General features: G+C 72.1%; 26 protein-coding genes and 1 pseudogene. 18 read left to right on the top strand and 9 right to left on the bottom strand.

The features are described from left to right. Positions 1–29: 29 nt before the first annotated feature. Entirely contained in the window at positions 30–683 is a 654-nt protein-coding gene (phoU, locus tag GA0070561_RS19480; protein ID WP_091403559.1) for a phosphate signaling complex protein PhoU, read from the bottom strand. A gap of 204 nt (positions 684–887) precedes the next feature. On the opposite strand from phoU, the gene GA0070561_RS19475 reads away from it, so the two are divergent. Continuing rightward, a complete protein-coding gene (locus GA0070561_RS19475; RefSeq protein WP_091402762.1) occupies positions 888–2171 on the top strand; it encodes a sensor histidine kinase in 1284 nt (427 codons plus the stop codon). 24 nt (positions 2172–2195) lie between these two features. Next, the gene (locus tag GA0070561_RS19470) at positions 2196–2879 is read left to right on the top strand and encodes a response regulator transcription factor (protein ID WP_030329696.1); all 684 of its coding nucleotides are present in this window, start codon (positions 2196–2198) and stop codon (positions 2877–2879) included. A 412-nt stretch (positions 2880–3291) separates the two neighbouring features. Here GA0070561_RS19470 and GA0070561_RS19465 read toward each other — a convergent pair whose 3' ends face one another. Then, complete coding sequence (locus tag GA0070561_RS19465) at positions 3292–4089, bottom strand: DUF3109 family protein (protein WP_091402760.1); 798 nt, start codon at positions 4087–4089, stop codon at positions 3292–3294. A gap of 80 nt (positions 4090–4169) precedes the next feature. Here GA0070561_RS19465 and GA0070561_RS19460 point away from each other — a divergent pair, with 80 nt between their 5' ends. Next, the gene (locus GA0070561_RS19460; RefSeq protein WP_091402759.1) at positions 4170–5114 is read left to right on the top strand and encodes a Ppx/GppA phosphatase family protein; all 945 of its coding nucleotides are present in this window, start codon (positions 4170–4172) and stop codon (positions 5112–5114) included. Positions 5115–5189: 75 nt separating this feature from the next. Continuing rightward, positions 5190–5996 carry a sugar phosphate isomerase/epimerase family protein gene (locus tag GA0070561_RS19455; RefSeq protein ID WP_091402756.1) on the top strand — a complete coding sequence of 269 codons (807 nt, stop codon included), beginning with the start codon at positions 5190–5192 and terminating at the stop codon, positions 5994–5996. 31 nt (positions 5997–6027) lie between these two features. Here GA0070561_RS19455 and GA0070561_RS19450 read toward each other — a convergent pair whose 3' ends face one another. The 3 genes from GA0070561_RS19450 to GA0070561_RS19440 are packed head-to-tail and all read right to left on the bottom strand — an operon-like array spanning position 6028 to position 8074. Further along, positions 6028–6615, bottom strand: a complete 588-nt coding sequence (locus GA0070561_RS19450) for a CGNR zinc finger domain-containing protein (RefSeq protein WP_091402753.1) — start codon at positions 6613–6615, stop codon at positions 6028–6030. Between the two features lie 18 nt (positions 6616–6633). After that, on the bottom strand, positions 6634–7800 hold the full coding sequence (locus tag GA0070561_RS19445; RefSeq protein ID WP_091402750.1) for a glutathionylspermidine synthase family protein: 1167 nt from the start codon (positions 7798–7800) through the stop codon (positions 6634–6636). A gap of 1 nt (position 7801) precedes the next feature. Beyond that, a complete protein-coding gene (locus tag GA0070561_RS19440; RefSeq protein WP_244166316.1) occupies positions 7802–8074 on the bottom strand; it encodes a hypothetical protein in 273 nt (90 codons plus the stop codon). A 107-nt stretch (positions 8075–8181) separates the two neighbouring features. On the opposite strand from GA0070561_RS19440, the gene GA0070561_RS19435 reads away from it, so the two are divergent. The 11 genes and pseudogenes from GA0070561_RS19435 to GA0070561_RS19385 all read left to right on the top strand — a co-directional run bounded on the left by GA0070561_RS19435 (position 8182) and on the right by GA0070561_RS19385 (position 18726). Next, positions 8182–9102 (top strand): proline dehydrogenase family protein, encoded by a 921-nt coding sequence (locus GA0070561_RS19435; RefSeq protein ID WP_091402747.1) that lies wholly within the window; start codon positions 8182–8184, stop codon positions 9100–9102. 106 nt (positions 9103–9208) lie between these two features. Continuing rightward, positions 9209–10009 (top strand): alpha/beta fold hydrolase, encoded by an 801-nt coding sequence (locus tag GA0070561_RS19430; protein WP_091402744.1) that lies wholly within the window; start codon positions 9209–9211, stop codon positions 10007–10009. After that, complete coding sequence (locus GA0070561_RS19425) at positions 10002–10577, top strand: TetR/AcrR family transcriptional regulator (RefSeq protein WP_091402741.1); 576 nt, start codon at positions 10002–10004, stop codon at positions 10575–10577. The genes GA0070561_RS19430 and GA0070561_RS19425 overlap by 8 nt, the downstream gene beginning before the upstream one ends. A 69-nt stretch (positions 10578–10646) precedes the next feature. Further along, the gene (locus GA0070561_RS19420) at positions 10647–11936 is read left to right on the top strand and encodes a hypothetical protein (RefSeq protein WP_091402738.1); all 1290 of its coding nucleotides are present in this window, start codon (positions 10647–10649) and stop codon (positions 11934–11936) included. A gap of 79 nt (positions 11937–12015) precedes the next feature. After that, entirely contained in the window at positions 12016–13371 is a 1356-nt protein-coding gene (locus tag GA0070561_RS19415; RefSeq protein WP_091402735.1) for an efflux RND transporter periplasmic adaptor subunit, read from the top strand. Then, positions 13368–14279 (top strand): annotated as a pseudogene (locus GA0070561_RS19410) (ABC transporter ATP-binding protein); the annotation flags it as partial. The gene GA0070561_RS19415 and the pseudogene GA0070561_RS19410, both read left to right, overlap by 4 nt. Before the next feature lie 92 nt (positions 14280–14371). After that, positions 14372–15556, top strand: coding sequence for an ABC transporter permease (locus GA0070561_RS19405; protein WP_091402733.1), 1185 nt, complete (start codon positions 14372–14374; stop codon positions 15554–15556). A 212-nt stretch (positions 15557–15768) separates the two neighbouring features. After that, entirely contained in the window at positions 15769–15978 is a 210-nt protein-coding gene (locus GA0070561_RS19400; protein ID WP_007465625.1) for a helix-turn-helix domain-containing protein, read from the top strand. Between the two features lie 270 nt (positions 15979–16248). After that, positions 16249–16350 carry a 30S ribosomal protein bS22 gene (locus GA0070561_RS19395; RefSeq protein WP_007465623.1) on the top strand — a complete coding sequence of 34 codons (102 nt, stop codon included), beginning with the start codon at positions 16249–16251 and terminating at the stop codon, positions 16348–16350. Positions 16351–16472: 122 nt separating this feature from the next. Then, positions 16473–17549 (top strand): NAD-dependent epimerase/dehydratase family protein, encoded by a 1077-nt coding sequence (locus GA0070561_RS19390; RefSeq protein WP_091402730.1) that lies wholly within the window; start codon positions 16473–16475, stop codon positions 17547–17549. 295 nt (positions 17550–17844) lie between these two features. Beyond that, positions 17845–18726, top strand: coding sequence for a lysophospholipid acyltransferase family protein (locus GA0070561_RS19385; RefSeq protein WP_091403554.1), 882 nt, complete (start codon positions 17845–17847; stop codon positions 18724–18726). Positions 18727–18732: 6 nt separating this feature from the next. On the opposite strand, the gene GA0070561_RS19380 is transcribed toward GA0070561_RS19385, so the two are convergent. The 3 genes from GA0070561_RS19380 to GA0070561_RS19370 all read right to left on the bottom strand — a co-directional run bounded on the left by GA0070561_RS19380 (position 18733) and on the right by GA0070561_RS19370 (position 21844). After that, entirely contained in the window at positions 18733–19602 is an 870-nt protein-coding gene (locus GA0070561_RS19380; protein ID WP_091402727.1) for an HAD family hydrolase, read from the bottom strand. Between the two features lie 126 nt (positions 19603–19728). Beyond that, positions 19729–20598, bottom strand: a complete 870-nt coding sequence (locus tag GA0070561_RS19375; protein WP_091402724.1) for a DUF5667 domain-containing protein — start codon at positions 20596–20598, stop codon at positions 19729–19731. 289 nt (positions 20599–20887) lie between these two features. Continuing rightward, positions 20888–21844 (bottom strand): ECF subfamily RNA polymerase sigma factor, BldN family, encoded by a 957-nt coding sequence (locus tag GA0070561_RS19370; protein ID WP_091403551.1) that lies wholly within the window; start codon positions 21842–21844, stop codon positions 20888–20890. Between the two features lie 586 nt (positions 21845–22430). Here GA0070561_RS19370 and GA0070561_RS19365 point away from each other — a divergent pair. Genes GA0070561_RS19365 through GA0070561_RS19355 form a run of 3 tightly spaced genes read left to right on the top strand, consistent with a single transcriptional unit; the run spans position 22431 to position 24965 of the window. Next, positions 22431–24038, top strand: coding sequence for an AMP-binding protein (locus GA0070561_RS19365; protein ID WP_208603807.1), 1608 nt, complete (start codon positions 22431–22433; stop codon positions 24036–24038). Further along, positions 24028–24282, top strand: coding sequence for a glutaredoxin family protein (locus tag GA0070561_RS19360; protein ID WP_030490173.1), 255 nt, complete (start codon positions 24028–24030; stop codon positions 24280–24282). Before GA0070561_RS19365 ends, GA0070561_RS19360 begins: the two co-directional genes overlap by 11 nt. 20 nt (positions 24283–24302) lie before the next feature. Then, a complete protein-coding gene (locus GA0070561_RS19355) occupies positions 24303–24965 on the top strand; it encodes an HAD family hydrolase (protein WP_091402719.1) in 663 nt (220 codons plus the stop codon). Here GA0070561_RS19355 and GA0070561_RS19350 read toward each other — a convergent pair. Further along, on the bottom strand, positions 24946–25599 hold the full coding sequence (locus GA0070561_RS19350) for a response regulator transcription factor (RefSeq protein WP_030329744.1): 654 nt from the start codon (positions 25597–25599) through the stop codon (positions 24946–24948). The genes GA0070561_RS19355 and GA0070561_RS19350 overlap by 20 nt on opposite strands. Positions 25600–25617: the final 18 nt, after the last annotated feature.

Below are 25617 nucleotides of genomic sequence, written 5' to 3'. Positions count from 1 at the left end.
CGATGGCGAGGGGCCCCTTTGCGTGTCAGTCAGTTACTGCTGGGCGCGCTCTCCCCGGTGATCAGGTAGATCACGTGCTCGCCGGCGTTGACCGCGTGGTCGGCGAAGCGCTCGTAGAAGCGGCCCAGCAGGGTGGCGTCGATCGCCGTCTCCACCCCGTACGGCCAGTCGTCGCCGAGCAGCACGGCGAACAGGTTCTTGTGCAGCTCATCCATAGCGTCGTCGTCGCGGTCCAGTTCGCCGGCGAGGTCGGCGTCGGGCTTCGCCAGCACCGAACCGATCTTCACGGCCATCCGGTCGGCGATCTCGGACATCTCGGTGAAGACCGTCCGCAGCTCGGCCGGGACGGCGGGGGAGGGGTGCCGGCGCAGCGCGGTCTTCGCCACGTGCTCGGCGAGGTCGCCCATCCGCTCCAGATCAGCGGCCACGTGCAGCGCGGTGATCATCGCCCGGAGGTCGGAGGCGACCGGCGCCTGTCGGGCGAGCAGGTCACAGACCCGCTCCTCGACGTGCCGGTAGAGGTCGTCGATCTCGGCGTCCCGCTCGATGACCGTCTCGGCGGCCTGCCGGTCGGCGGTGAGCAGGGCCCGGGTGGCCTGGCGCATGGCGGCGCGGACGCCCTCCGCCATGTCCACCAGCAGTTGGCTGACGATCTGGAGGTCGGCCCGGAACTCGTCGCGCATCATCACGTCCTGTGGTCGGTCGCCGCCGACGGGTGCCGGCGCAGGGGGTTGAGCAGGTGCGACGCCAACGGTAGGGCGCGTGGACGGATCCCGGATGAACCACGGTGAACGACGCCAGACGTGGGGGTGAACACTTCCGTAAGTGAGGGTAGTTCGTCCCGTTCTGTGTGGTAGCCAGGTTAACAATGACCCTACGATCGCCGGGTGGAGTGGGCGGTGGCGGTCGTGGTGGCCCTGGCGTTGGTGGCCGGGATGGCCGCCGGTCTGCTGCTGCCCCGGTTCCTGCCGAGGCGGGACGGTCACTCCACGTCGACGGGGAGCGTCCGCTTCCGCTGGAGCAGGGGGAGGCCCGCGATAGCCGACGAGCAGCAGGCCGGGCTCGGCCGCCGGACGATCGACTCACTCCGGGCCGGTGTCGTGGTTCTGGACAACGACGACGTCCCCGTGCTGATCAACCCGGCCGCCCGCGCGATGGGGCTGCTGCGTACCGGCAGCACCCCCGGCTCAATCGCCGCGCACCCGCTGATCCGTACCCTCGCCGGCCAGGTGCGACGCACCGGCGTGCGACGCGAGATCGAGCTGGACCTGCCCCGAGGTCGCGACAGCGCGGGGGAGAACCCGCTCGGCGTGCACCTGCGGGCGATGGGTCTCGGCAACGGCTTCGTCGCGGTCGAGGCGGTCGACGTGACCGAGTCGCACCGGCTGACCCGGGTACGACGCGACTTCGTGGCCAACGTGAGCCACGAGCTGAAGACCCCGATCGGGGCCCTGCAACTGCTCGCCGAGGCGTTGCTGGACGCAACCGAGCCGGCCGACGCCGCGCTACCCGACCTCTCCGAGGACCTGGTGGCCGCCCGCCGGTTCGCCGAACGGATCCAGCACGAGTCGACCCGGCTGGGTCGGCTGGTGCAGGAGTTGCTGGAGCTGACCCGGTTGCAGGGGGCTGAGCCGCAGCCGCCACCGGAGCCCGTCGCACTGGACTGGGTGATCGCCGAGGTGGTCGACCGGACCCGCACCACGGCCTCCGCCCGAGGTGTCGCGGTGACGGTGGACGGGGCGCGTGGTCTCACCGCGTACGGCAGCGACTCCCAACTCGCCACGGCGGTGGCGAACCTGGTGGAGAACGCCATCAACTACTCGGGCGAGGACACCACGGTGCGGGTGACCCTCCGCGGCGACGACGAGCACGTCGAGGTCGCCGTCGCCGACCAGGGCATCGGTATCGCCCCCACCGACGTCGACCGGATCTTCGAGCGGTTCTACCGGGCCGACCAGGCCCGCTCGCGTGCCACCGGCGGCACCGGGCTCGGTCTGGCGATCGTGAAACACATTGCGAGCAACCATGGCGGACGGGTCGAGGTGTCGAGCACTCTTGGTGGTGGATCGACGTTCACCCTCCGGCTGCCCGCCAGTCCACCGGATGACCTCCTGGCGACACTGCCGCCGGTTGGGATCGAGTCCGGTCCGACTGGGCTACGGCAGGTCTGACAGCAAATGGAAAGGAAATCCCCGTTGAGCCGCGTTCTCGTGGTCGAGGACGAGGAGTCGTTCTCCGACGCCTTGTCGTACATGCTCCGTAAGGAGGGCTTTGAGGTTTCGGTCGCCGCGACCGGCACCGACGCCCTCACCGAGTTCGACCGGACCGGCGCCGACATCGTGCTGCTCGACCTGATGTTGCCCGAGATGTCGGGGACCGAGGTCTGCCGGCAGTTGCGGCAGCGCTCCGCCGTGCCGATCATCATGGTCACCGCCCGGGACAGCGAGATCGACAAGGTGGTCGGGCTGGAGATCGGCGCCGACGACTACGTCACGAAGCCGTACTCGCCGCGGGAACTGGTCGCCCGGATCCGGGCGGTGCTGCGCCGGCAGAGCCCGGAGGTGGCCGAGGCGGGTGCGCCGACGCTCGCCGCCGGGCCGGTGCGGATGGACATCGAGCGGCACGTGGTGACCGTCGACGGCGGGGCCGTACAGCTCCCGCTGAAGGAATTCGAGTTGCTGGAGCTGCTGCTGCGCAACGCGGGCCGGGTGCTCACCCGCGGCCAGCTCATCGACCGGGTCTGGGGCGCCGACTACGTCGGTGACACCAAGACGCTGGACGTGCACGTCAAGCGGCTGCGCTCCAAGATCGAGCCGGAACCGTCCGCGCCGCGCTTCATCGTGACCGTGCGGGGTCTGGGCTACAAGTTCGAGCCGTGATCGGCGTACCCGAAGGGGGTCTGCGCTCGACGCAGGCCCCCTTCGGCCTGTCCGCCCTTGCTCGGCCGGCCAGCTCCGAGAGCTGAGCCGCCTGAGCGGCGGGGGCGAGTCCGTTGATGCGGCCCTTTGGAGCTGATGTCACAGACGAGTCATCCGCCGACGCCGTAGAGCTGACGTCGTAGAGCTGACGTCCGTAGAGCCGATGCCGTAAACGAGTCAGCTCCAAAGGCGTCCCGTCGGACGCAACGGCTCCTTGCCCTCGGCCCTTGTGGCGTCGCTCTGTAGACGAGCGAGCAGTGTGGCGTGGCGTCCGATGATCTCGTCCGCGAAACCGCCGAAGTCCGCGGCGTCTCGCTGTGCCGGGTCGTCGTCAGGTGGAAGCGTCGCAGTCACTGGACTCTGACCACGACGGCTAGACCTCGTCGGCGGGGTGCGGGGCGATCATGCCCTGCTTCGTTCTGGTCGCGCACAGCTCGGCCAGCCGCTCGTACGCGGGAGCGCCGATCAGGGCGGTCAGCTCCGGCCCGTACGACAGGTACATCGGCTCGGTGCCGACGTGCGCGTCCGTCGAGGAGGTGCACCACCAGTCCAGGTCGTGCCCGCCAGCTCCCCAGCCCCGCCGGTCGAACTCGGACAGGGTGGAGACCAGCACCTTGCTGTTGTCCGGTCGCTTCACCCAGTCCTGATCGCGGCGGATCGGCAGCTGCCAACAGACGTCCGGCTTGTATTCCAACGGGTGCACCCCGTCGCGCAGCGCCTGGGCGTGCAGGGCGCAACCGCCACCGCCGGCGAAGTCGGCGTCGTTGAGGAACACGCACGGGCCGTCGGCGCCCTGGGTGGCCGTGCGGCGGGCCGGGTTCTTGCCGTCGATGGTGTCCTCGTCGGTCCAGTTCTTGAACCCGCGCCGGAAATGCTGCCAGGTCGACGGGGTGAGTCGCCGGACGGCGTTGCGAACCCGCTTCTCGTCGTCCGAGTCGGTGAAGAACGCCCCGTGCGAGCAGCAACCGTCGGCGGCCCGGCCGGCGATGATGCCGTGGCAGCCCTTGCCGAAGATGCAGGTCCAGCGGGAGAGCAACCAGGTCAGGTCGGCCCGGATCAGGTGCGTCTCGTCGGCCGGGTCGGCGAACTCGATCCACTCCCGAGGGAAGTCCAGGGGCACCTCGCGACTGCGCGGGTCACCCGGGTCGTCCACCAGCACACGGAGCTCCATCGTCACTCGGCCCAGCCTACGCGCGGTCACGTCCGCAGGCCGGTGAGCCGCGCAAACGTGTTGCGCCTAGGGTCTTCACCATGCGACTGGGTGTCCTCGACGTCGGATCCAACACGGTGCATCTCCTTGTGGTGGACGCGCACCACGGCGCGCACCCGTGGCCGGCGCACTCCGAGAAGGTGGTGCTCCGGCTGGCCGAGCAGATCGGCCCCGACGGCGCACTGACCGAGGCGGGCGCGGACGGCCTGGTCAAGGCGGTGGGCATGGCCAAGGCGGCGGCCACCGGGTTGGCGGCCGACGACCTGATCGCTTTCGCCACGTCCGCGGTGCGCGACGCCACCAACGCGGCCGAGGTGCTGGCCCGGGTCCGGGACGAGACCGGCGTACGCCTGGCGGTGCTCTCCGGTGCGGACGAGGCGCGGATGACGTTCCTGGCCGTACGGCGGTGGTTCGGCTGGTCGGCGGGCCGACTGCTGGTGCTGGACATCGGTGGCGGCTCGTTGGAGATCGCCGCCGGCATCGACGAGGACCCGGACGTCGCGGTCTCCCTGCCACTCGGGGCCGGTCGGCTGACCCGCGAGCGACTGCGGGTCGATCCGACCAGTGCGGCTCCGCCGTCGGCGGAGGCCGTCGACAAGCTCCGGGAGTACGTGGACGGCCGGCTGGACAAGGTCGTCGACCAGATGACGGAGGTGGGCTGGGGTCGGGCGGTCGCCACCTCGAAGACGTTCCGCACCCTGGCCCGACTGGCCGGGGCGGCTCCGTCCGGTTCCGGGCTGTGGGTGCGACGCAGCCTGACCCGGGCCGGCCTGCGGCAGGTCATCGGTTTCATCCGACACATCCCACCGGCACAGTTGATGGAGCTGGAGGGGGTCAGCGCCGGTCGGGCCCACCAGTTGCTGGCCGGTGCCATGGTCGCCGAGGCGGTGATGCGCCGCCTGGATCTGGACTCGCTGGACATCTGCCCGTGGGCGCTGCGGGAGGGTGTCATCCTCCGCCGGCTCGATCAACTGGAGCCGATCTGATCGGGCGGCCGTTTTCGGTCGATTTGCCGGCGCTCGTCACGATGCCCCCGGCGCTGCCGGGCTACGCTGGCTGATGTGACTTCCCGCGTTCCCGTGCTCCTGTCCAGCTCGTCGGTCTTTCCCGAGCCGACCGCGGCGGCGTTCCAACTGGCCGCGGCGCTCGGCTACGACGGCGTCGAGGTGATGGTCTGGACCGACGTGGTCAGCCAGGACGCGGGCGCGCTGCGCGGCCTCTCCACGCACTACGACGTGCCGGTGCTCTCGGTGCACGCGCCCTGCCTGCTGGTCACCCAGCGGGTGTGGAGCCCGGACCCGTGGGAGCGCCTGCGCAAGGCCGCCGAGCTGGCCGAGACGCTGGGAGCGCCGACCGTCGTGGTGCACCCACCGTTCACCTGGCAGCGCGACTACGCGCGCAACTTCGCCGAGGGCCTGGCCACCGTCGCGGACCGGTTCACCGGGCTGCGCTTCGCTGTGGAGAACATGTACCCGGTGCGGATGGCGGGCCGGCAGTTCGTCCCGTACGTGCCCGGTTGGGATCCGACCGACGCCGGCTACCCGTCGTACACCCTTGATCTGTCGCACTGCGCGGCCTCACACAGCGACCCCCTGGAGATGGCCGACCGGATGGGCGCCGGGCTGGCGCACGTGCACCTCGGTGACGGCACCGGCGAGGGCCGCGACGAGCACCTGGTGCCCGGGCGCGGCACCCAGCCCTGCGGGGAGCTGCTCTCCTCGCTGGCCGGCAGGGGTTTCACCGGGGCGGTAGCGGTGGAGGTCGCCACCCGGGGCGCGAAGAGCCGCGCGGTGCGCGAGGCGGACCTGCGCGCCGCGCTGGAGTTCGCCCGCCAGCACCTGACCGCGTCGTCACCGGTCGACGCCTGACCCGCCCGCCCGAGATCGGGCGGCAGCGGTGTCAGCTGACCGGTGAGAGGGAATCCGCGGCGGAGGTCGGCTGCGGAGCGACAGTGACCTGCTCGCCGACCGCCGCCCGCTTACGGGCCCGGTGCGCGGCGACGTGCGAGCGGGTGGCGCAGCGCTCCGAGCAGAACCGCCGGCAGCAGTTGGACGACGTGTCCAGGTAGACGTTGCCGCACCGCTCGTCGGCGCAGACCCCGAACCGGGCGCTGCCGTACTCGCAGAGCCAGACCGACAGCCCCCAGACCGCGCCGGCCAGGTATTCGGCACTGACCGAGGCACCCCGACTGGTCACGTGCATGTGCCAGTCGCTGGAGTCGTGCCCGGAGATGCGCGGCTGCACCGGGAACGCCTCGAGCAGCGCGTTCAGCTCGGTGACCGCCTGGGCGTCCCGCCCCGAGGTGCCGTACTCGAAGACGTCGCGCAACCGTTTCTGCGCCCGGCGGAAAATCGCCACGTCCCGGTCCGCGACCTCGTCGCGCATCCAGGCGTTCTCGTCGGGGAAGAGGGCCCGCAGGTCGTCGAGGTCGTCCAGGCGGGCGTTGACCAGGTCAACGCCGGTCCGGGCGTACGCGTCGAAGTTCACGCCCCAACGGTAGACGACTCAGCGGGTGCGCGGCGCGTCGATGTAGTGCGGCAAGAACCGCGCGTAGCCGTCGGTGATCAGACTCGCGCTCTCCCGCACACCCACGCCGGCCGATTCGCCGTCGACGATCCAGCTGCCCAGCACCATCCGGTTGCCGGCGAACTGCGGCAACGCCCGGAACTCCTGGTAGCACCAGCCCTCGTCGCCGTAGATTCCCGGGTTGGTGATCTCCTCATCGGCGGTGACGATGCTTACCGAACCGCCCTCGCGGCCGAGCAGTGGCTTGGCGACGTACTCCCGCATGCCGCGCGGCGAGTCGAGGTACGCCGGGAGCAGGTACTCGTGGCCGGGGTACAGCTCCCAGAGGACCGCGAGCAGCGCCTTGTTGGAGAGCAGCAGCTTCCAGGCCGGCTCGATCCAGGTGGTCGGGGTGCCCGGGGCCAGGGCCGCCGGCCCGTACGGCTCGGCCAGCATCCACTCCCACGGGTAGAGCTTGAAGCAGGTGGTCACCGGGTTGTCGTCGGCGTCGACGAAGCGTCGGCCGTCCCAGCCGATCTCCTGGATGGGTTGGAGCTCGACGCTCAGGCCGGCCTGCCGGGCGGTCTCGGCGAGGTAGCCGGCGGTCATGTGGTCCTCGCCGGACTCCTCCTCGTTCGACCAGAGCACGTGCACCCGGGGGTCGTGCAGCCCCGCCCCGATCTTGGCCCAGGCGCCGACCAGCCGCTCGTGCAGGCTGTTCCACTGGTCCAGCTCCGGCCGGGTCTGCTCCAGCCAGTACCACTGGATGATGCTCGCCTCGACCAACGCGGTGGGGGTGTCCGCGTTGTACTCCAGCATCTTCGGAGGCCAGGTGCCGTCGTACGCGAGGTCGAAGCGCCCGTACAGGGTCGGTGGCGCCTCCCGCAGCGACCGGGCCACCGCCTCGGCCGCCCACTCCGGGATGCCGAACTCGGCGTACCGGCGCTGCGCCACCACGTGCTCGGCGGCGGCCACCGACATCCGGTGCAGCTCCTCGGTGGCCTCCTCCAGCCGCAGCACCTCGTCCAGGTCGAAGGCGTACGCGGCGGTCTCGTCCCAGTACGACATGATCCCGCCGTCGGGCAGCTCGGTGTCGACGTAGACCAGCCCCTGCGACCGGATGGTGGCGTCCCAGTCGGGGCGCGGCGTGACCGTCTCGCGGCGCACGTCAGCCGCCGCAGGCGGCGAGGTGGGTGCCGAATCCACCGCGTTCGGGCACTGCGGCGGTGGTCGGCTCCGGGGCGGTGCGACCGGCCGCCGGGTCGGTGACCCGCATCGCCAGCGCGACGGTGTCGCCGCCGCCGACCGGCCCGAGGGCGCAATCGTCGTCATCGTCGTCGTCCGAGGTCATGTTGCAGCCGGAGAGGGCGAGCGCGAGAGCGGTGAGCGCGCCGAGCTGCACGGAGGCCGAGCGGAGTCGGCGGCGGGGGCGTTGGTCCACGGCATCGTTGTAGCCGATCGACGCCACCGCCGCCGCCCCGCCCCCCGTGCCGAGGTGCCCCGGCCGCCCCTCGGCGGGGCCCCTGGCAGGGGCGTTACGCTCGGCTCATGCTCCGTTCCGTCATCCTCGCCGCCTCCCGGTCATCCCAGGTCGAGCGGCTCGTCGCGACTGCCCCGTACACCCGGGACGTCGTCCGCCGGTTCGTCGCCGGCGCCGCCACAGACGACGCGTTGCGCGCGACCCGCGGGCTCGTCGACGACGGCCTCGCGGTCACCCTCGACCACCTCGGTGAGGACACCGTCCGCCCCGAGCAGGCCACCGCCACCCGCGACGAATACCTGAAACTGCTGAAGATGCTCGGCGCCGCTGGGCTCACCCCGGCCGCCGAGGTGAGCGTGAAGCTCTCCGCCCTCGGCCAGATGTTCGACGAGCAGTTGGCGTACGACAACGCGCGGGCGATCTGCGCGGCGGCCGACGCGGCGGGCACCACTGTCACCCTGGACATGGAGGACCACACCACCACCGACTCGACGTTGGAGGTGCTGAGCCGGCTGCGCAAGGACTTCCCGTCGACCGGCGCGGTGCTCCAGGCGTACCTGCGGCGGACCGAGTCGGACTGCCGGGAGCTCTCCTCGGCCGGGTCGCGGGTGCGGCTGTGCAAGGGCGCCTACAAGGAGCCGGAGTCGGTGGCGTACCAGTCGGCCCGTGAGGTGGACAAGTCGTACGTGCGCTGCATGAACATCCTGATGTCCGGCGACGGTTACCCGATGCTGGCCACCCACGACCCGCGGATGATCGCCATCGGTGAGGACCGGGCCCGGTGGTTCGACCGGGGTCCCGAGCGCTTCGAGTTCCAGATGCTCTACGGCATCCGCCCCGAGGAGCAGGCCCGGTTGGCCGGCGAGGGCTACACCGTGCGCACCTACGTCCCGTACGGCGACGAGTGGTACGGCTACCTGATGCGCCGGCTCGCCGAGCGCCCCGCCAACCTGGTCTTCTTCGGCCGTGCCCTGATCTCCAAGAAGTAGTTCCTCCGGTTCGGCCGACGGGCCGGCGGCGACCCCTCGGGTCACCGTCGGCCCGTTTCCGTTGTCTGGCTTGCCAACGTTGGCTAAGTGGCTTAGCTTTAAAGCTATGACAACTAGCCAGGTGCGGCGGGACGGCGGACACATCGCGTACGAGGTGCAGGGCGAGGGGCCGTTGGTGGTCCTCGCGCACGGCATGGGCGAGAACAGGGCGAGCTTCCGGCACCTCGTGCCGCTACTGGTGGCCGCCGGTCACCGGGTCGCCTCGGTCGACGTCCGGGGGCACGGCGAGTCCAGCGCCGGCTGGCCCACGTACGCCCCGGCGGAGGTCGGTGCGGACCTGCTGGCCGTGGTCCGCGACCTCGACGCCGGTCCGGCCGTGCTGGTCGGCAGCTCGTCCGCCGCCGCGGCGGTGGTCTTCGCCGCCACCGACGCGCCCGAGCTGGTCACCGGCATCGTGCAGATCGGCGCGTTCGTCGGTCAGCCGAAGCTCAACCCGCTGCTGCGGATGGCGATGTGGTCCGTGCTGCACAGCCCACGACTGTTCGGGATGTTCCACAACACCCTGTTCCCGGTGCACCGACCCGCCGACGATGCCGCGTACCGCCGCTCGATGGTGGCCAACCTGCGCGAGCCCGGTCGGATGGCCGCGACGCGCGGCGTGATCGCACCGGCCGAGCCGCACTGGACCGCCCGCGCCCCGCAGGTGCGGCAACCGGTGCTGGTGCTGATGGGGTCCAAGGACCCGGACTTCCCCGACCCGGGAGCCGAGGCGCGGGCCGCCCGGCGGCTCTTCGGCACCGCCGAGGCCCGGATGATCGAGGAGTCCGGCCACTATCCGCACGCCGACCGGCCGCAGCGCACCGCCGAGGAGCTGCTCGGCTTCCTGGCGGTGTGCGCCGGTGCCTAGGGTCGGCCTCAACCAGCAGACCGTCGTACGGGAGGCGGCCCGGCTGGCCGACGAGGTCGGCTTCCAGCAGCTCACCCTCGCCGCGCTCGCCAGCCGGCTCGGGGTGGCGCTGCCCAGCCTCTACAAGCACGTGCGGGGGGCGGACGCGCTGGCCCAGAAGCTGGCCGTCCTGGCCACCGCCGAGCTGGCCACCGAGATGACCACCGCCGCCGTCGGCCGCTCCGGTGGCGACGCGCTCCGGGCCATGGCAGACGCCTACCGTGGCTACGCCCTCCGGCACCCTGGCCGCTACCCGGCGACGCAGCGGGTGCCCGACCCGGCCGACCCGGAACACGTCGAGGCCGGCGAACGCGCCGTCGGTGCCATCTTCGCGGTGCTGCGCGGGTACGGGCTCACCGGTGACGACGCGGTGGACGCGACCCGCGCGCTGCGCAGCGCCCTGCACGGCTTCGTGACCCTGGAGGCCGCGGGCGGCTTCGGTCTGCCCCGCGACATCGACCGCTCGTACCACCAGTTGGTCGCGAGCATGGACATCTCGTTCCGCTCCTGGCCGCGTACCGGCGGGTGAGCGATCGGCCGGGCCGATCGGCCCGGGGCGGCCTCGCCGCATCCAGGTAGTGGTCGTACCCTTCGGCGGGTGACTGACGAGGTGCGGCAGCCAGCACCACGGCGGCTCTGGCCGCTGTGGACGGTGCTCGTGGTGGTCCTCCTGCTGCTGGGCTGCGGCCTGCCGGCGGCGCTCGTCGTCGGAGTGATCCGGGAGACAGGCTCGCGCCCCACTGTCAGCCGGGTCGGCTCGTCGGCGGCCGACGACCCGGCCACCGCCGTGGCCCGCGGGCTGTCCGACCGGATCACCGCCCAGCTCCACCAGCAGTCCGCAGCACTCCTCGGCGGCGACCGCGCCGGGTTCCTCGCCGTCGCCGATCCCGCCGCCCACACCGACCTGCGCCGACGCTTCGCCGCGCTACGCGAGCTCAAGGTGACCGGCTGGCGCGCCGAGCCGAGTGGCCTGCCCGTGCCGATCATCGGCAAGCCCGGCGAGTGGCGGCTGCTGGTGCGCTTCCAGTACTGCTTCGTCACGCCGAACTGCCGGCCCAGCCCGGTGCTGATCGGCACCCGGTGGCGGGAGAACGGCGACCAGCCCCGGATGGTCGCCATGGAGGAATCCAAGTCGGTGGAGACCGGCACCCGACCGTGGGAGATCAGCGACCTGGCGGTCGCCATCGGCGCGCGGACCATCGTCGCCACCACCCCGGCGCTGCGCGGCAAGCTGCCCGGCCTGCTCGCGCAGGCCGAGGCGGCGGCGACGGTCGCCGACGGGTACGCGGTGACCGGCTCACCGCCGGACCGATACCGAATCTTCTACGCCGGGCGCACCGAGTGGCAACGTTGGTACGGCGGGGAACGCCCGGAATGGACCGGCGGTTACGCGGTCACCGTGGGCGGCGGCCACCACGAGGTGGTCCTCAACGCCGAAGGGCTCTCCAACAGCGGCACCGACGACCTGCTGCGGCACGAGCTGACCCACGCGGCGTCGTTGCCGGAGCGCGGCTACCCGGGCAAGCTCACCTGGTGGTTGGTCGAGGGCCTGGCCGAGTTCGCCGGCGCCGGCGGCCAGACGGTCGACCGGTACGAGGGGATCGCCGACGTGCGCAAGATGGTCCGGGGCGGCTGGGACGGCAAGTTGGAGGGCGTCAACCCCGCCGACGACGCCTCCGCCGAACGGGTAGCCGCCAGCTACGGCATCGGCTACCTGGCCGTCCGGCACCTCGTCGACAGGTACGGGCCGCTGCGGCTGCTCACCTTCTTCAAGACCGTGGTGCACGACGGCAGGACCATCGACGCGGCCTCCGAGAAGGCGTTCGGTGAGCAGTGGTCGACGCTGCACGACGAGTGCGTGGCGTACGTCCGCGCCACCGCCGCCTGACGCAGCTCGGAGGCGGTGCGGCGGTGCGCCGTACCATCGATGGGTGCGCCGTCCTCAGTCGTCACGGCCCGCCAGCACCATGCGGCCCCGCCTGCTCATCGCCCTGACCGCCGTCGTCGTCCTCACCGCCACCACCGCCGCCTCCTGTGGCGACGAAGGCCCCGATCTCGCGCTGGCGTCGGCCGCCCGCAACCCGGTCACCGAGGTGATCGACGCACCCGCCACGGTGACCGCCCGCGCCGCCGCCACCCTCACCGCTCCCGCCGACGGCATAGTGTCCAGCCTGCGCGTCCAACCTGGACAGCGGGTCAAGCGCGGTCAGGTGCTGGCGGTGGTCGACTCACCGAGCGCGCAGCAGCGTCTCCGTCAGGCCAAGGAGGCGTTGACCGCCGCGAAACGCGCCGGTCGAGGCGTCGGAGCGGGCAGCCTGATCAGCAGCCGGCGTGGCACCGACAAGGCCGCCGACGAGGCGTTCGACGCGGCCCGGAAGGCCGCCGAGAAGATCGCCGACCCGCAACTGCGCGACGCGCTGCTCACCCAGGTGACGTCCGCGCAACGCCAGTACGCGGCCGCCGCGCGCAGCGCCGACCAGGCGGTCCGCGCGGTGCAGCGGGGGATCAACGGGTTGAGTTCCGCCGTCGGCGCGCTCTCCGCGGCGCAGCGGCTCCAGGCCCAGCAGGCGTACGACCTGGCGAAGGCGACAGTCGACGCGCTGACCCTGCGCGCCCCGATCGCCGGGGTGGTGCAGCCCGGTGGCACCCGGGCCGGCGGTGGTGCCAACGCCGGTCTGGCCGGGCTGTTGGAGCAGGCCGGTGGCGCGCAGGCGGCCGGCCTCGACCCGTCCGTGCTGGCCCCCAGTCAGGGTGGGCCGCCGGCCGGCGTGGACGACGCGGTCGCGGTCGGTGGTCAGGTCACCGCGGGCACCCCGGTGCTGACCGTTGTGGACACCGGGCAGTTGGGCCTGCTCGCCGAGGTGGACGAGACCGACGTGCTGCTGGTCAAGGCCGGCGTGCCGGCCACCGTCGAGTTGGACGCCGTCACCGGCGCCAGCTACGACGCCACCGTCCGCTCGGTCGACGTGCTGCCCACCAACTCCGCGCAGGGCGGGGTCACCTACCGGGTCCGCCTCGCGCTGGGCGCCGGGAAGCTGGCCGAGGACGAGCCGGCCCCGACGCCCCGCCCCGGCATGAACGCGATCGTGCACCTGCGGGTACGCGAGGCTGCCGACGCGGTGACCGTCCCCGCGTCGGCGGTGTTCTCCGCCGACGGCCGGGACGCGGTCTGGGTGGTCCGTGACGGCAAGGCGGGCCGGGCGCCGGTGACCGTGGGCGTCCAGGGGTCCGACCTCGTGCAGATCCTCAACGGCGTGCAGCCCGGCGACCGGATCGTGGTGCGCGGCGCCGACCAGGTCCGCGACGGCCAGGAAGTCCGGTGACCGGATCGGCCGCCGCGGATCCGCGCGGCGATCCGCCGGCAGGGGAGCGAGTTCCGGCCATCGAGGCGGTGGAAGTGTCCCGGACGTACCAGCTCGACGGGGTGTCGGTGGAGGCGCTGCGCGGGGTGTCGCTCACCGTGCAGCCGGGGGACTACGTGGCCCTGGTCGGCCCGTCCGGCTCGGGCAAGTCCACCCTCATGCACCTCCTCGGCGGGCTGGACCGGCCCACCGGTGGCCGCCTGGTGATCGGCGGGAGGGACGTCAACGCCCTCGCCCCACCGGAGATGGCGACCCTGCGCAACGAGACGATCGGCTTCGTCTTCCAGGCGTTCCACCTGTTGCCGCGTACCTCGGCGGTGGAGAACGTGGCGTTGCCACTGGTCTACCGGGGGATGTCGGCCCGACAGCGGCGGGAGCGGGCGGCGGCGATGCTGGGCCGGGTCGGCCTCGGGCACCGGCTGGATCACCGGCCCAACCAGATGTCCGGTGGTGAGCAGCAGCGGGTGGCGATCGCCCGCGCGCTGGTCACCGAGCCGACGGTGCTGCTGGCCGACGAACCCACCGGCAACCTGGACAGCGTCACCGGCGCCGCAGTGCTGGAGCTGTTGGAACAACTCAACGCGGAGTCGGGGGTGGCGCTGGTGATGGTCACCCACGACCAGGAGGTGGCGGCCCGCGCCCACCGCCGGATCACCATGCGCGACGGGGTGGTAGTGGCGGACAGCGCCGACCCGCGCTCCGCTCATGATCGACCGCCGTCCGTTGATCACGGTCGACCTGCGACACTGGTCCCCGCTCCCAGCGCGGAGCCCCGGTCCGCGTCCGGAAGCGGTCCGGGGCACCCGTCCGGTGGCTCCGGTGGCGCCGCCGGAGCCACCGGGCGCCTTCCGCGCGAGGTCGAGCGGCCTGAGGCCCACCCACGCGATGCCGCCCCGGGCGATGCCGTTGCGCGCGAGGGCGCTGCGGGCGCGCGCGAGGTCGAGCGGCCCGGAGGTACGGCGTGAGAGTCGCCGAGGCGTGGCGGGTGGCGCTGGACGCCCTGCGGGCCAACCGGCTGCGTAGCGCGCTGACCATGCTCGGAGTGATCATCGGGGTGGCCTCGGTGGTGCTGCTGGTGGCGATCGGCACCGGCACCAAGCAGAAGGTCGAGCAACAGGTCGAGGGCCTCGGCTCCAACCTGCTGCTGGTCGTCCCCGGCCGGATCGAGGTGGGCAATGCGCCGGTCGTCTCGCCGCTGACCCTCAAGGACGTGGACGCCGTCACCCGGGTGGTCGGCGACCCCGATCGGGTGGCGGTCACCGTCGCCTCCGGGGCGACCGCGCGGGCCGGCGCCCGTTCCGACTTCACCACCGTGCAGGGCGTGCTGGAGACGACCCCGGCGGTGTTCACCCGCTCGCTGGCGCGCGGACGCTACCTCACCGGCACCGACGTGGACACCAGCCGACGGGTGGCGGTGCTCGGTGACTCGGTCGCCCGTGCGCTCTTCCCCGACCGGGACCCGCTCGGTCAGCAGGTGGCGCTGGCCGGGGTGCGGTTCCGGGTGATCGGTGTCTTCGCGCCCCTCGGGCAGAGCCTCGGCGTCGACCGGGACGACGAGGTGCACGTGCCGGTGACCGCCGCGCAACGACTCTGGGGCACCCAGCGGGTAGACGGCATCGCGGTCAAGGCGCCGGACCGGGAGCGGATCGACGAGCTGGGCGAACGGATCGTCGCCGAGCTGAACCGCCGCCACCCGGACACCGAGTTCAGCGCCGTAACCCAGCAGCAGATCCTCGGCGTGCTCGGCGACATCCTCGGTGTCCTCACCGGCGTGCTGGCGGCCATCGCCGGCATCTCGCTGCTCGTCGGCGGCGTCGGCGTCTCCAACATCATGCTGGTCAGCGTCCGGGAGCGGACCCGGGAGATCGGGCTGCGCAAGGCCGTCGGCGCACGTCCCCGCGACATCGGCGTGCAGTTCCTGCTGGAGGCGGTGCTGCTCACCACGATCGGTGGGCTCACCGGGATGGCGCTGGGCGTGGGAACCGCCCTGCTGGTCGACGCGCTGTCGCCAATTCCGGCGGCGATCACCTGGTGGTCGTTGGCGCTCGCCTTCGGCGTTTCAGCGGTGGTGGGCATCGTCTTCGGAGTGGTTCCCGCGCAGCGCGCCGGCCGTCTCGACCCGGTGGTCGCCCTGCGCACCGAATGAGCAGCGCCGCGACAACCGGACGACGGACGCGGACGGGCCAATACCGGGAGCACGGATCGGGTGAACCGGCCACCGAAGCATGATCAGTTGCAGGAAGGGATCGCGCCGGTCACAACCGCCCCGCTACCGTACTGGTAACACGCGCGTCGTCGGCCCGGCCCGGAGCATCCGTCGGGTTGGCACGCGCCGGGCATGGGATGGGTCGGTGAGCCATGGCCGGGTCACAGTCCGACGGACGGCTGTCGGAGGTCAAGTTCCTGACCGTCGCGGAGGTGGCGACGGTCATGCGGGTGTCGAAGATGACTGTCTATCGCCTGGTGCACAGCGGTGAGCTCACCGCCGTCCGGGTCGGCCGGTCATTCCGGGTGCCCGAGCATGCGGTGCACGAATATCTCCGGGGTGCCTTTCAGGAGACCGCCTGAGCCACCGCCCCGCCCTCCGATCGCCAGTTGACCGGCATCGGTGGGCGTAAGGAGTGAGCTTGCGGGCCCCGCCGTCGCGAACCAGAGGCGGTCGCGACGGGGGCGCGTTGGTCCGGCTGACGCCCTCCGGCTACCCTGGAGCCCGACCGAGACCCCACCGGTGCGCCCCGCCGCCCAGACTGGTCCGGTCCGTTGTCCGCAAGCGGTCGCCGTCGCCACCTGCGTGGTGTCATCCGGTCCGCCCCGCACGTTGTATCGAAAGGCTGTCGTATGGGCTCGGTGGTCAAGAAGCGCCGTAAGCGCATGGCTAAGAAGAAGCACCGCAAGCTGCTGCGCAAGACCCGCGTCCAGCGTCGCCGTCTCGGCAAGTGATCGCCGCCGGGCTCATGGCCCGGCGTTCGGCCTCACTTGCCAAACTGTCGACCTCCGGAGGCTCAGGTGATCAGGCCGTGGTCGTCCCGGCTCGGTCCATCCTGCCGGCGTAGGTGCGTCAGATGACCCCCGGTGGCACCTCAGGTGCTCCGGGGGTCGTCGTCGTCACCGGAGTGGGCCGTTACCTGGGCGCCCACGTGGCGGCCCGACTGGCCGCCGACCCGCGCATCGAACGGGTCATCGGGGTCGACGCACCGGACTCCGGCACCGAGTTCACCGACCTGCTCGACCGGGTCGAACGCATCCGCGTCGACAGCGGGTCCCTCGGTGGCCTCCTCGCCGACCTGGACGTCGACGCGGTGGTGCACCTCGCGCTGGTCACCTCACCCGACCCGCAGCACGGCGGCCGGTCCGCGATGAAGGACCAGAACGTCATCGGCAGCATGCAGATGCTCGCCGCCTGCCAGCGGGCACCCCGACTGCGCAAGCTCGTGGTCCGCTCGTCGACCGCCGCGTACGGGGTGTCGTTCCGGGATCCAGCGGTCTTCACCGAGGAGACCGAACCCCGCGAGGTGCCGCGCGGCGGTTTCGGCCGCGACATCCTCGACCTTGAGGGGTACGTGCGCGGCTTCCGCCGCCGCCGGTCCGACGTCACCGCCACGGTGCTGCGCTTCGCCCCGTTCATCGGTTCGACCGCCGACACCACGTTGACCCGCTACTTCTCGCAGCCGTTCGTGCCGACCGTCTTCGGCCGTGACCCCCGCCTCCAGTTCCTGCACTTCGACGACGCGTTGGAGGTGCTGCACCGGTCGATCGTGGAGGACCATCCCGGCACGTACAACGTCGCCGGCCCCGGGGTGCTGTCGCTGTCCCAGGCGATCCGACGCGCCGGACGGGTGGCCGTCCCGGTGCTGGAGCCGGGTCTGTCCGGGGCCGCCGCGCTGGCCCGCACCATGGGCTTCGGCCGCTACGGCCTGGACCAGGTCGATCTCTTCGTGCACGGCCGGGTGGTCGACACCAGCCGGCTCGAGCAGGAGTACGGCTTCACGCCCCGGTCGACCGCCGAGGCGTTCGAGGATTTCATCCGGGCCCATCACGGTGGGGTGGTGGTCACCCGGGGTCAACTGGCCGCCGCCGAGCAACTCGTCCTGGACGGCATCCGGCAGGTCCGTTCAGCGGTCCGGGAACGGTCATCGTGAGCGCGAGGAGTGAGCCGGTCTTGCGAGCCCCGCAGTCGCGAACCGAGGCCGCATCATGAGTGGGCCCGAGGAGGGGCGCGACCCGCAGTCGGTCGGGCGTTTCGACGTACCGCAGCAGGTGCCCGCACCGGACGCGGAGCCGGCGCGGCGCAACGGACATCGACCGACCGCGCAGGCCCCGCCGACCCCGACGGAACCGCCGGCCTCCATCACACCGCCAGCCCCGAGCGCACCGCGGGCCTCAACCCCGACCCCGACCCCGACCTCGACGCCGGCCGACGAGGTCGACGCCGTGTTGCCCGGGGGCACCGAGCCCGCGGTGTCGGACCGGCCCGGGGACCATTGGGACCGCAAGGTCGCGAACGGGTTGGCGTTCCTGCGCCGGCGGCTCTCCGGTGACTACGAGGTCGACGAGTTCGGTTTCGACTCGGAGTTGACCGACGCGGTCTTCCACCCGCTGCTGCGGCTGCTCTACCGGGACTGGTTCCGCACCGAGGTCAGTGGGGTGGAGCACGTCCCCGTGGACGGGCCCGCCCTGGTGGTCGGCAACCACTCCGGGACGGTGGCACTGGACGCCCTGATCCTCTCGGCTGCGCTGCACGACAAGCACCCCGCCCACCGCTATCTGCGGCTGCTCGGCGCCGACCTGGTCTTCCGGATGCCGGTGGTCTCCGAGTTGGCCCGCAAGACCGGCGGCACGGTGGCCTGCAACCCGGACGCCGAGCGGCTGCTCGGCGGTGGCGATCTGGTCGGTGTGTTCCCCGAGGGCTTCAAGGGCATCGGCAAGCTCTACGCCGACCGCTACAAACTGCAACGCTTCGGGCGGGGCGGCTTCGTCTCGGCGGCGCTGCGCACCGGCACCCCGATCGTGCCCGTCGCCATCGTCGGTGGCGAGGAGATCTACCCGATGCTCGCCGACATCAAGCCCCTGGCGCGGCTGCTGAAGCTGCCCTACTTCCCGGTCACGCCGACGTTCCCGCTGCTCGGCCCGCTGGGCATGGTGCCGCTGCCCAGCAAGTGGCTGATCGAGTTCTGCCCGCCGATCCCCACCGCCCACCTGACCGACTCGGCGGACGACCCGCTGGTGGTCTTCAACCTCGCCGACCAGGTGCGGGAGACCATCCAACAGACCCTGCACAGGCTGCTGGAGCGACGGCCCGACCCGTTCGGCCCCTAGGGTCTCTCAGCCGGCGCGGCGGCGGCGCTGTAGGGCCAGGCCGGCGGTGACCGCGCCGGCGACCAGCCCGGCGGCCGCGGTCGACGGTACGGCGATCTTGACCGCTCGGCGACCGGTGCGGAAGTCCCGTACCTCCCAGCCATGCTGGCGGGCCTGCCGCAGCAGGGCGCCGTCCGGGTTGACGGCCACCGCCCGGCCCACCGAGCGGAGCAGCGGCAGGTCGTTCGCCGAATCGCTGTAGGCCGCGCAGCGGAACAGGTCGAGCCCTTCCACGGCGGCGAGCTGGGTGACCGCCTCAGCCTTGGCCGGCCCGTGCATCAGGTCACCCACCAACCGCCCGGTGTACGCCCCGTCCAGCACCTCGGCCACGGTGCCGATGGCACCGGTCAGGCCGAGCCGGGCGGCGATCACCCGGCCGATCTCGACGGGGGCGGCGCTGACCAGCCAGACCCGCTGACCGGCGTCCAGGTGACGCTGAGCGAGCTGGTGGGTGCCGGCCCAGATCCGGGGGGCCATCATCTCGTCGAAGATCTCCTCGGCGAGGTGTTCGACCTCGTTGACCCGCCAGCCCTGGACGAAGGCCAGCGCCGCCTCCTTGGCCACTGACATGTCACCGGCGTGCTCCCGGGCCAGCAGCCGGAAGCGGAGCTGCTGCCAGGCGAATCGGGCCAGGTCGCCGGTTGTCACGTAGTTCCGGGAGGCGAGACCACGGGCGAACCAGTAGATCGACGCGCCCTGCATCATCGTGTTGTCCACGTCGAAGAACGCCGCGGCGGTCGGGTCGGGTGCGCTGACCGGGGCCAGGTCGGTCTCCGCCCAGGCTGCGGTGTGCCCCTCGGCGTCGGTGCTGACCGTCACCTTACGGCTACGCGCCACGCGAATCCCTTCCTCACCGGTACGACGGATGCTCCCCAGCGAGGGTATCCGCCGTAGACGGGCGACCGGCCGGGCACACAGCGAACTGTGGCGCGGCCGGTCGGACGTGCGGTATGGGGACGCGGGTCAGCGGGCCCCGGGGCAGGTGCTCGGGTTCGGCCCGAGGGCGTCGCTGGCGGTCGGTGCCGGCAGGCCGCAGGCGATCGCCGCGCGCAGGTCGTCCGAGCGTTCCCGGATGCTGTCCAGCAACACCAGCGACCGCTGGGTCCGTTCCCGGTCGACCCGGGTGCTCCCGTCGAGCAGACCGCGTACCGCCCGGCGCTGGCTCGACACGAAGGTGTTCAGAGTGTCCAGGCTGCCCGGCTCGGCGCGCTGCACAGCGGCCGAGGTCAGCAGGCGAACTCCCTGCCGACTGTCGGCGTCCATGTCGTCGAGGACCGCGCTGTAGCCGATCCGGTCACCGCGCAGCTTGGCGGCTTCGCCGACTCTGGTCCGGGCGAAGTCCAGGAAGAGCTGGCCCCTGCTGATGTCGGAGCTGGCCAGGGCGAGCTGTGCCCGTTCGGTGGAGCGCTTCATGCCGTACAGCGCGTCACCGGGCACCGCGTTCTCGCTGGCAGCGGAGATCCCGGAGACGGCGATGGCCCCGGCGGCGATGCCGACCAGGATCGCGCCCCGGGCTCGGGCCCGGCGTGCGGTGACCGCCGGCAGCAGCCGCCCGCGGGTGGTCGTGGCGGCCGGTTCGCTGACCGCCGCTGGTGTGCTGCCCAGCCCTTCCCGCTCGGCGGTTGCGAGCAGCATCGCCCGCAGGCCGGTACGGAAGTCCTGGTCCACCTCGACAGCCGGGGGGTCGACGCTGAGCCGCTGACCCACTGCGACGAGCGGCGCCAGTTGGCCGTCCACCCGGGATCGCACGTGGTGTCGTCGAGCGCCGTTGGCCTCGTCGAGAAGCTGCGCGAAGCGCTCCGCGCGCCGGCGGGAGAAGAGGGTGTTGTCCACCGCAGGCACCTCCTCTCGCTGGTCACGGCCGGTCGGCCGCCGTCGTTGCCAGCGACCGGGCGGCAGTGTGACACCACGGAGGTGAGGTGCCGCCGGCATGCCGGTCGGACCTCGGTGACCCGGGCCTGCCGGGACATCCACCGGTCGCACCCGGAGAAACGCGGCGGACCGGGCACGGGTTACGGGCCTGGCGGAGCGGAAATTACAGAAAGTGATGGTCATCACCGGGCGGGACCGACTTTGAGCTGCGCGGACGTTGATCGACGCCCGTCGGTCCCGCCGTAACAAACTACGGCTGGAAGCCGTCGGGCAGCAGCCGGGCCAGGGCGCGGACGGCGCGGTACTGGAGGGCCTTGATGGCTCCCTCGTTCTTGCCCATCGCGCGGGCCGTCTCGGCGACCGAGAAGCCCTGGAGGAAGCGGAGCACTATGCACTCCTGCTGCTCCGGGTTGAGCTGCTTCACCGCGGTGAGGAGCGCGACGTTGGTGATGTGCTCCACCACCGCCGCCTCCGGGCTGCCCTCCGGGCCCCGGTCCTCCCGGTCGGCGTCGAGCACGTCGCCGGTGGTGACCTCCAGCCGGTACCGGCCCGACTTGAAGTGGTCCGCGACGAGGTTGCGGGCGATCGTCACCAGCCAGGCGCCGAGGTCGCGGCCCTGCCAGGTGAAGCTGCCGATCCGCTTGAGCGCGCGTAGGAAGGTGTCCGAGGTGAGATCCTCGGCGAGCTGCCGGTTGCCGACCCGGAAGTAGACGAACCGGAAGACGGTGTCCACGTAGCGGTCGTAGATCAGACCGAACGCCTCGGACTCGCCGGCCTGGGCCCGCTCGATCAGCGTCCAGACCTCGGTCGCCGGGTCGGACGGGTCCGGGCGGCTCGGGAAACCGGTCGGGGTGGTCGCGGTGGTGGCCGGCACCGCCGGGATCACCGCTGTCTCACCCGCCGCCGGGTCGGTGGTGACCGCCGGTGTGTCGCTTACCCGACGACCCTGCACAGGCATGGTGGGTCGGGACGGTACGGCGACCCGGCCGCCGGCCGGCTTCGCGTTTCCACCGGGCACCGCGGGTCGCGGAGGTGGCTCGTTGTGGTGTGGCCGGCTGCGGATCCGCTGCGCCGCGCCGTCACCCCGCACGACGCCACCGTGCTGTTCGTCCGATGGGGCACGGGCCGCTGGCCGTTCGTTGACGTGGGAGCGGGCGGGTTGACCGGTCAGGCCGACCGGGCGTTCCGCGTAACCGAAGGTGGTCACCGCGTTGCCCCCGTCCCGTCGGTCGCCGGGCGGGCCGGTCTGGGTCTCGTCGGGGCGGACCGACCGGGTGACCGGTCGGGCAGGGCGGTCACGGGAGTTGCCGACGGGCGGCAATTCCCCTGGAGGTGCTGGTCCAATGCGCTCACAGGCACGGGGGCCTCCTCGGGCTGAGGGGTGTCGACTCACGGCAAATGGGGTGAGCCGACCCGAGTGATGATAGGGCCAACGTCACCCGCGCGTGGCAAGTCCGTTACACAAGGCGGAAGTATTTCCCGCTCTGCCGCACCGGTGGCGGACCGGTTGTCCGTCGTGTGCGATTGACTTTCCGTCGGCCCGGTGTTCCAGGATGGATCCCCAGGTCGGAGGCGCACCGCCCGTTCGGTTGACCCGCCGCGACGGCCGGCCGGACGGGGGCGGCCGAACTGCCTGTGGTCAGCGTCGCACGTCCCATCGACAGGACCCGATCGGATCGCCGGTGGCACACCGGACAGTCCCGTACACGGGACTGTCGCGGTGTCGTCCTCCGGGCGTGGCCCCAACCGTCGGGCGTGGCCCGTCGCCGTCCGCTGTGCCAGACTCGATCACCGTGCAGGACGCCTCGGAAAGCCCCGCGCCGAACCTCGCCGACCGGGTCCGCCGGGCGGCTCTCGACCGCGCCGACCGGCCCGCGCTGCACTGGCGTGAGCACACGGTGAGCTGGTCCGAACTGGACGCCGCGGTGGACGCCGCCGCCCGCGGCCTGTCCGCCGCCGCGCCACCCACCGACCCCGGCGGTACGCCGCCACGCGTCGCCATCGCGCTGCCCAACACACCGGACTTCGTGATCGCCTGGCTCGGCGCCCTCCGCGCCGGGCTGGTCACCGTGCCGGTCAACCCCGGCCTCACCGCCCCGGAGCTACGGCACGTGCTGGCCGACTCCGGCGCGTCGGTGCTCATCGCCACCGACCACGTTCGAGGCCTGGTCTCCGACGTGGCCGCCGAGCTGCCCGCCCTCGCCTCGGTACACGGCACGCCACCGACCGCCGAGGCGCCCGGACCGGCACCCCGCCCCCGACGCGGCGGCACCGACCTGGCTGTACTGCTCTACACCTCCGGCACCGAGGGGCGACCCAAGGGGGCGATGCTCTCGCACCAGGCGCTGCTCGCCAACCACGAACAGGTCGCGGAGATCGAACCGCCGGTGGTCGGGCCGACCGACACTGTTCTCCTGGCGTTGCCGCTGTTCCACGCGTACGGGCTCAACTCGGGGCTCGGCGCGGTCGTGCACCACGGCGCGACCGGTGTGCTGCTCGACGAGCCGGGCCCGACGGCGGGGCTGGACGAGATCGCGCGGCACCGGGTCAGCGTGCTGGTCGGCGTACCGTCGATGTTCCTGGCCTGGGCCGGCGTGGCCACGGCCCGCGCGGCGACCGCGTCGGTGCGGGTTGCGGTCTGCGGCGCGGCACCGCTCGAACCCGCTGTCGCGGCGCGCTTCACGGAGGTCACCGGGCATCAGGTGCACATCGGGTACGGCCTCACCGAGACCGCGCCGGTGCTCACCTCCACCCTGGTCGGCGGCGTGGCCAAGCCGGGTTCGATCGGCCGGCCGCTGCCCGGAGTGCGGCTACGCCTGGTCGGCGCCGACGGGACGGACCTGTGGCGCGACGGGCTGGCCGTCCCCGACGACGACCCCGACGAGCTGGACATCTCCGACGTGGCGCCGGGCACCGACCCGGGGCAGATCGTGGTGTCCGGCGCCAACCTCTTCACCGGCTACTGGCCCGACGGTCGGGGCGGCCCGGACGCCGAGGGTTGGTGGGGCACCGGTGACATCGCGTACGCCGACGAGGACGGCGACCTCTTCCTGGTCGACCGACTCGGCGAGTTGATCCTGGTCAACGGGTTCAACGTCTATCCGCACGAGGTCGAGCTGGTGCTCGCCGGGCACCCCGGGGTGGTCGAGTCGGCGGTACTGGGTGTGCCGCACCCGCGGACCGGCGAGACTGTGCGGGCGTACGTGGTGCCGGTGCAGGGCCGACCGGTGACCAGCGAGGAGTTGCTCGCCCACTGCGCACGGAACCTGGCCCGGTTCAAGTGCCCGACCGCTGTCGAGTTCGTCGACGCCCTGCCGCACTCGGCGATCGGCAAGGTACGCAAGACCCAACTCCGGTCGGCGACGCCGACCGATCGCACGGAGGTAACCGATGGCCAGTGACGCCCGACTCGCCCTGATCACCCGACCCGGCTGCCACCTGTGCGACGACGCCAAGGCGGCGCTCGACCGGGTGGTCGCGGTCACCGGCGACAAGTGGGTCGAGTGGGACGTCACCGGCGACGAGGGGCTGGAGCGGGAGTACGGGGACCGGCTGCCGGTGGTGATGCTCGACGGCAAGGAGCACGGCTACTGGCGGGTCGAGGAGGACCGGCTGCTGCGGGACCTGACCACGCCGCAGCTCTGACGGGTGCCTATGGTGCTCTGATGACCTCCGCACTCCCGCACCTCGTCTGGGACTGGAACGGCACCCTGCTCAACGACCTCAGCCTGGTGGTGTCCGCAACCAACGTCGTGTTCGCGAGCCTGGGCGGGCCGACGGTCACCCCGGACGAGCACCGGGTGCGGTTCCGCAGGCCGATCGCCGAGTACTACGCCGAGGTGCTCGGGCAGGCAGTGGACGACGACGAGTTCGGCCGACTGGACAAGATCTTCCACGACGCGTACCGCACCGGGCTGACCACCTGCGAGCTGGCCGCCGACGCGCGCGACGCCATGACCGCCTGGCCGGGCAGCCAGAGCCTGCTCTCCATGTGGTTCCACGAGGAGCTGGTCCCGACCGTGCACACGTACGGGTTGACCGGCCACTTCACCCGCGTGGACGGGCTGCGGGCCACTGTCGGCGGCGGCCACAAGGCCGAGTCGCTCCAGCAGCACCTGGCCGAACTGGGCGTGGACGGCGCCTCGGTGGTGCTGATCGGCGACTCCATCGACGACGCGGACGCGGCGCTCGCGGTGGGTGGCCGTGCCGTGCTCTACACCGGCGGTTTCACCGACCCGGCCCGGCTGAGCGCCTCCGGTCACCCGGTGGCCGACACCCTCACCGACGCGGTGGCCCTGGCCCGGGAGGTCAGTTTCGCAGATAGGTGAGGACGGCCAGCACCCGCCGGTGCTGTTCGGTGTCCGGCGGCAGGGTGAGCTTGGTGAAGATGTTGCGCACGTGCTTCTCCACCGCGCCGTCGCTGACCACCAGGGCGCGCGCGATGGCGGTGTTCGAACGCCCCTCGGCCATCAGGGCGAGCACCTCGCGCTCGCGGGGAGTCAGCTCGCGCAGCGGGTCGTCGCGGCGACGCCGGGCGAAGAGCTGACCGACCACCTCCGGGTCGAGCACCGTGCCGCCGCCCGCCACCCTGCGCAGCGCGTCCAGGAACTCGTCGATCGCGGCGACCCGGTCCTTGAGCAGGTAGCCGATCCCGCCGCCGGCGCCGCCGGTGGTGGCGAGCAGATCATCGGCGTACGACACCTCGACGTACTGGGAGAGCACCAGGATCGGGGTACGCGGCACCAGCCGGCGGGCCTCCACCGCAGCCCGCAGCCCCTCGTCGGTGTGCGACGGCGGCATCCGGACGTCGACGATCGACACGTCGGGCCGGTGCTCGACCACCGCCTCGACCAGGGCGTCACCGTCCCCGACGGCGGCCACCACCTGGTGCCCGCTCTCGGTCAGCAGCCGGACCAGCCCCTCCCGGAGCAGGACGGCGTCGTCGGCGATCACGATGCGCATGGCTGTGTTGTCTACCAC

The sequence above is a fragment of the Micromonospora saelicesensis genome, from assembly GCF_900091575.1.
In the GTDB taxonomy this organism is placed as follows: domain Bacteria; phylum Actinomycetota; class Actinomycetes; order Mycobacteriales; family Micromonosporaceae; genus Micromonospora; species Micromonospora saelicesensis.
This window is presented reverse-complemented; position numbering and strand designations above follow the sequence as displayed.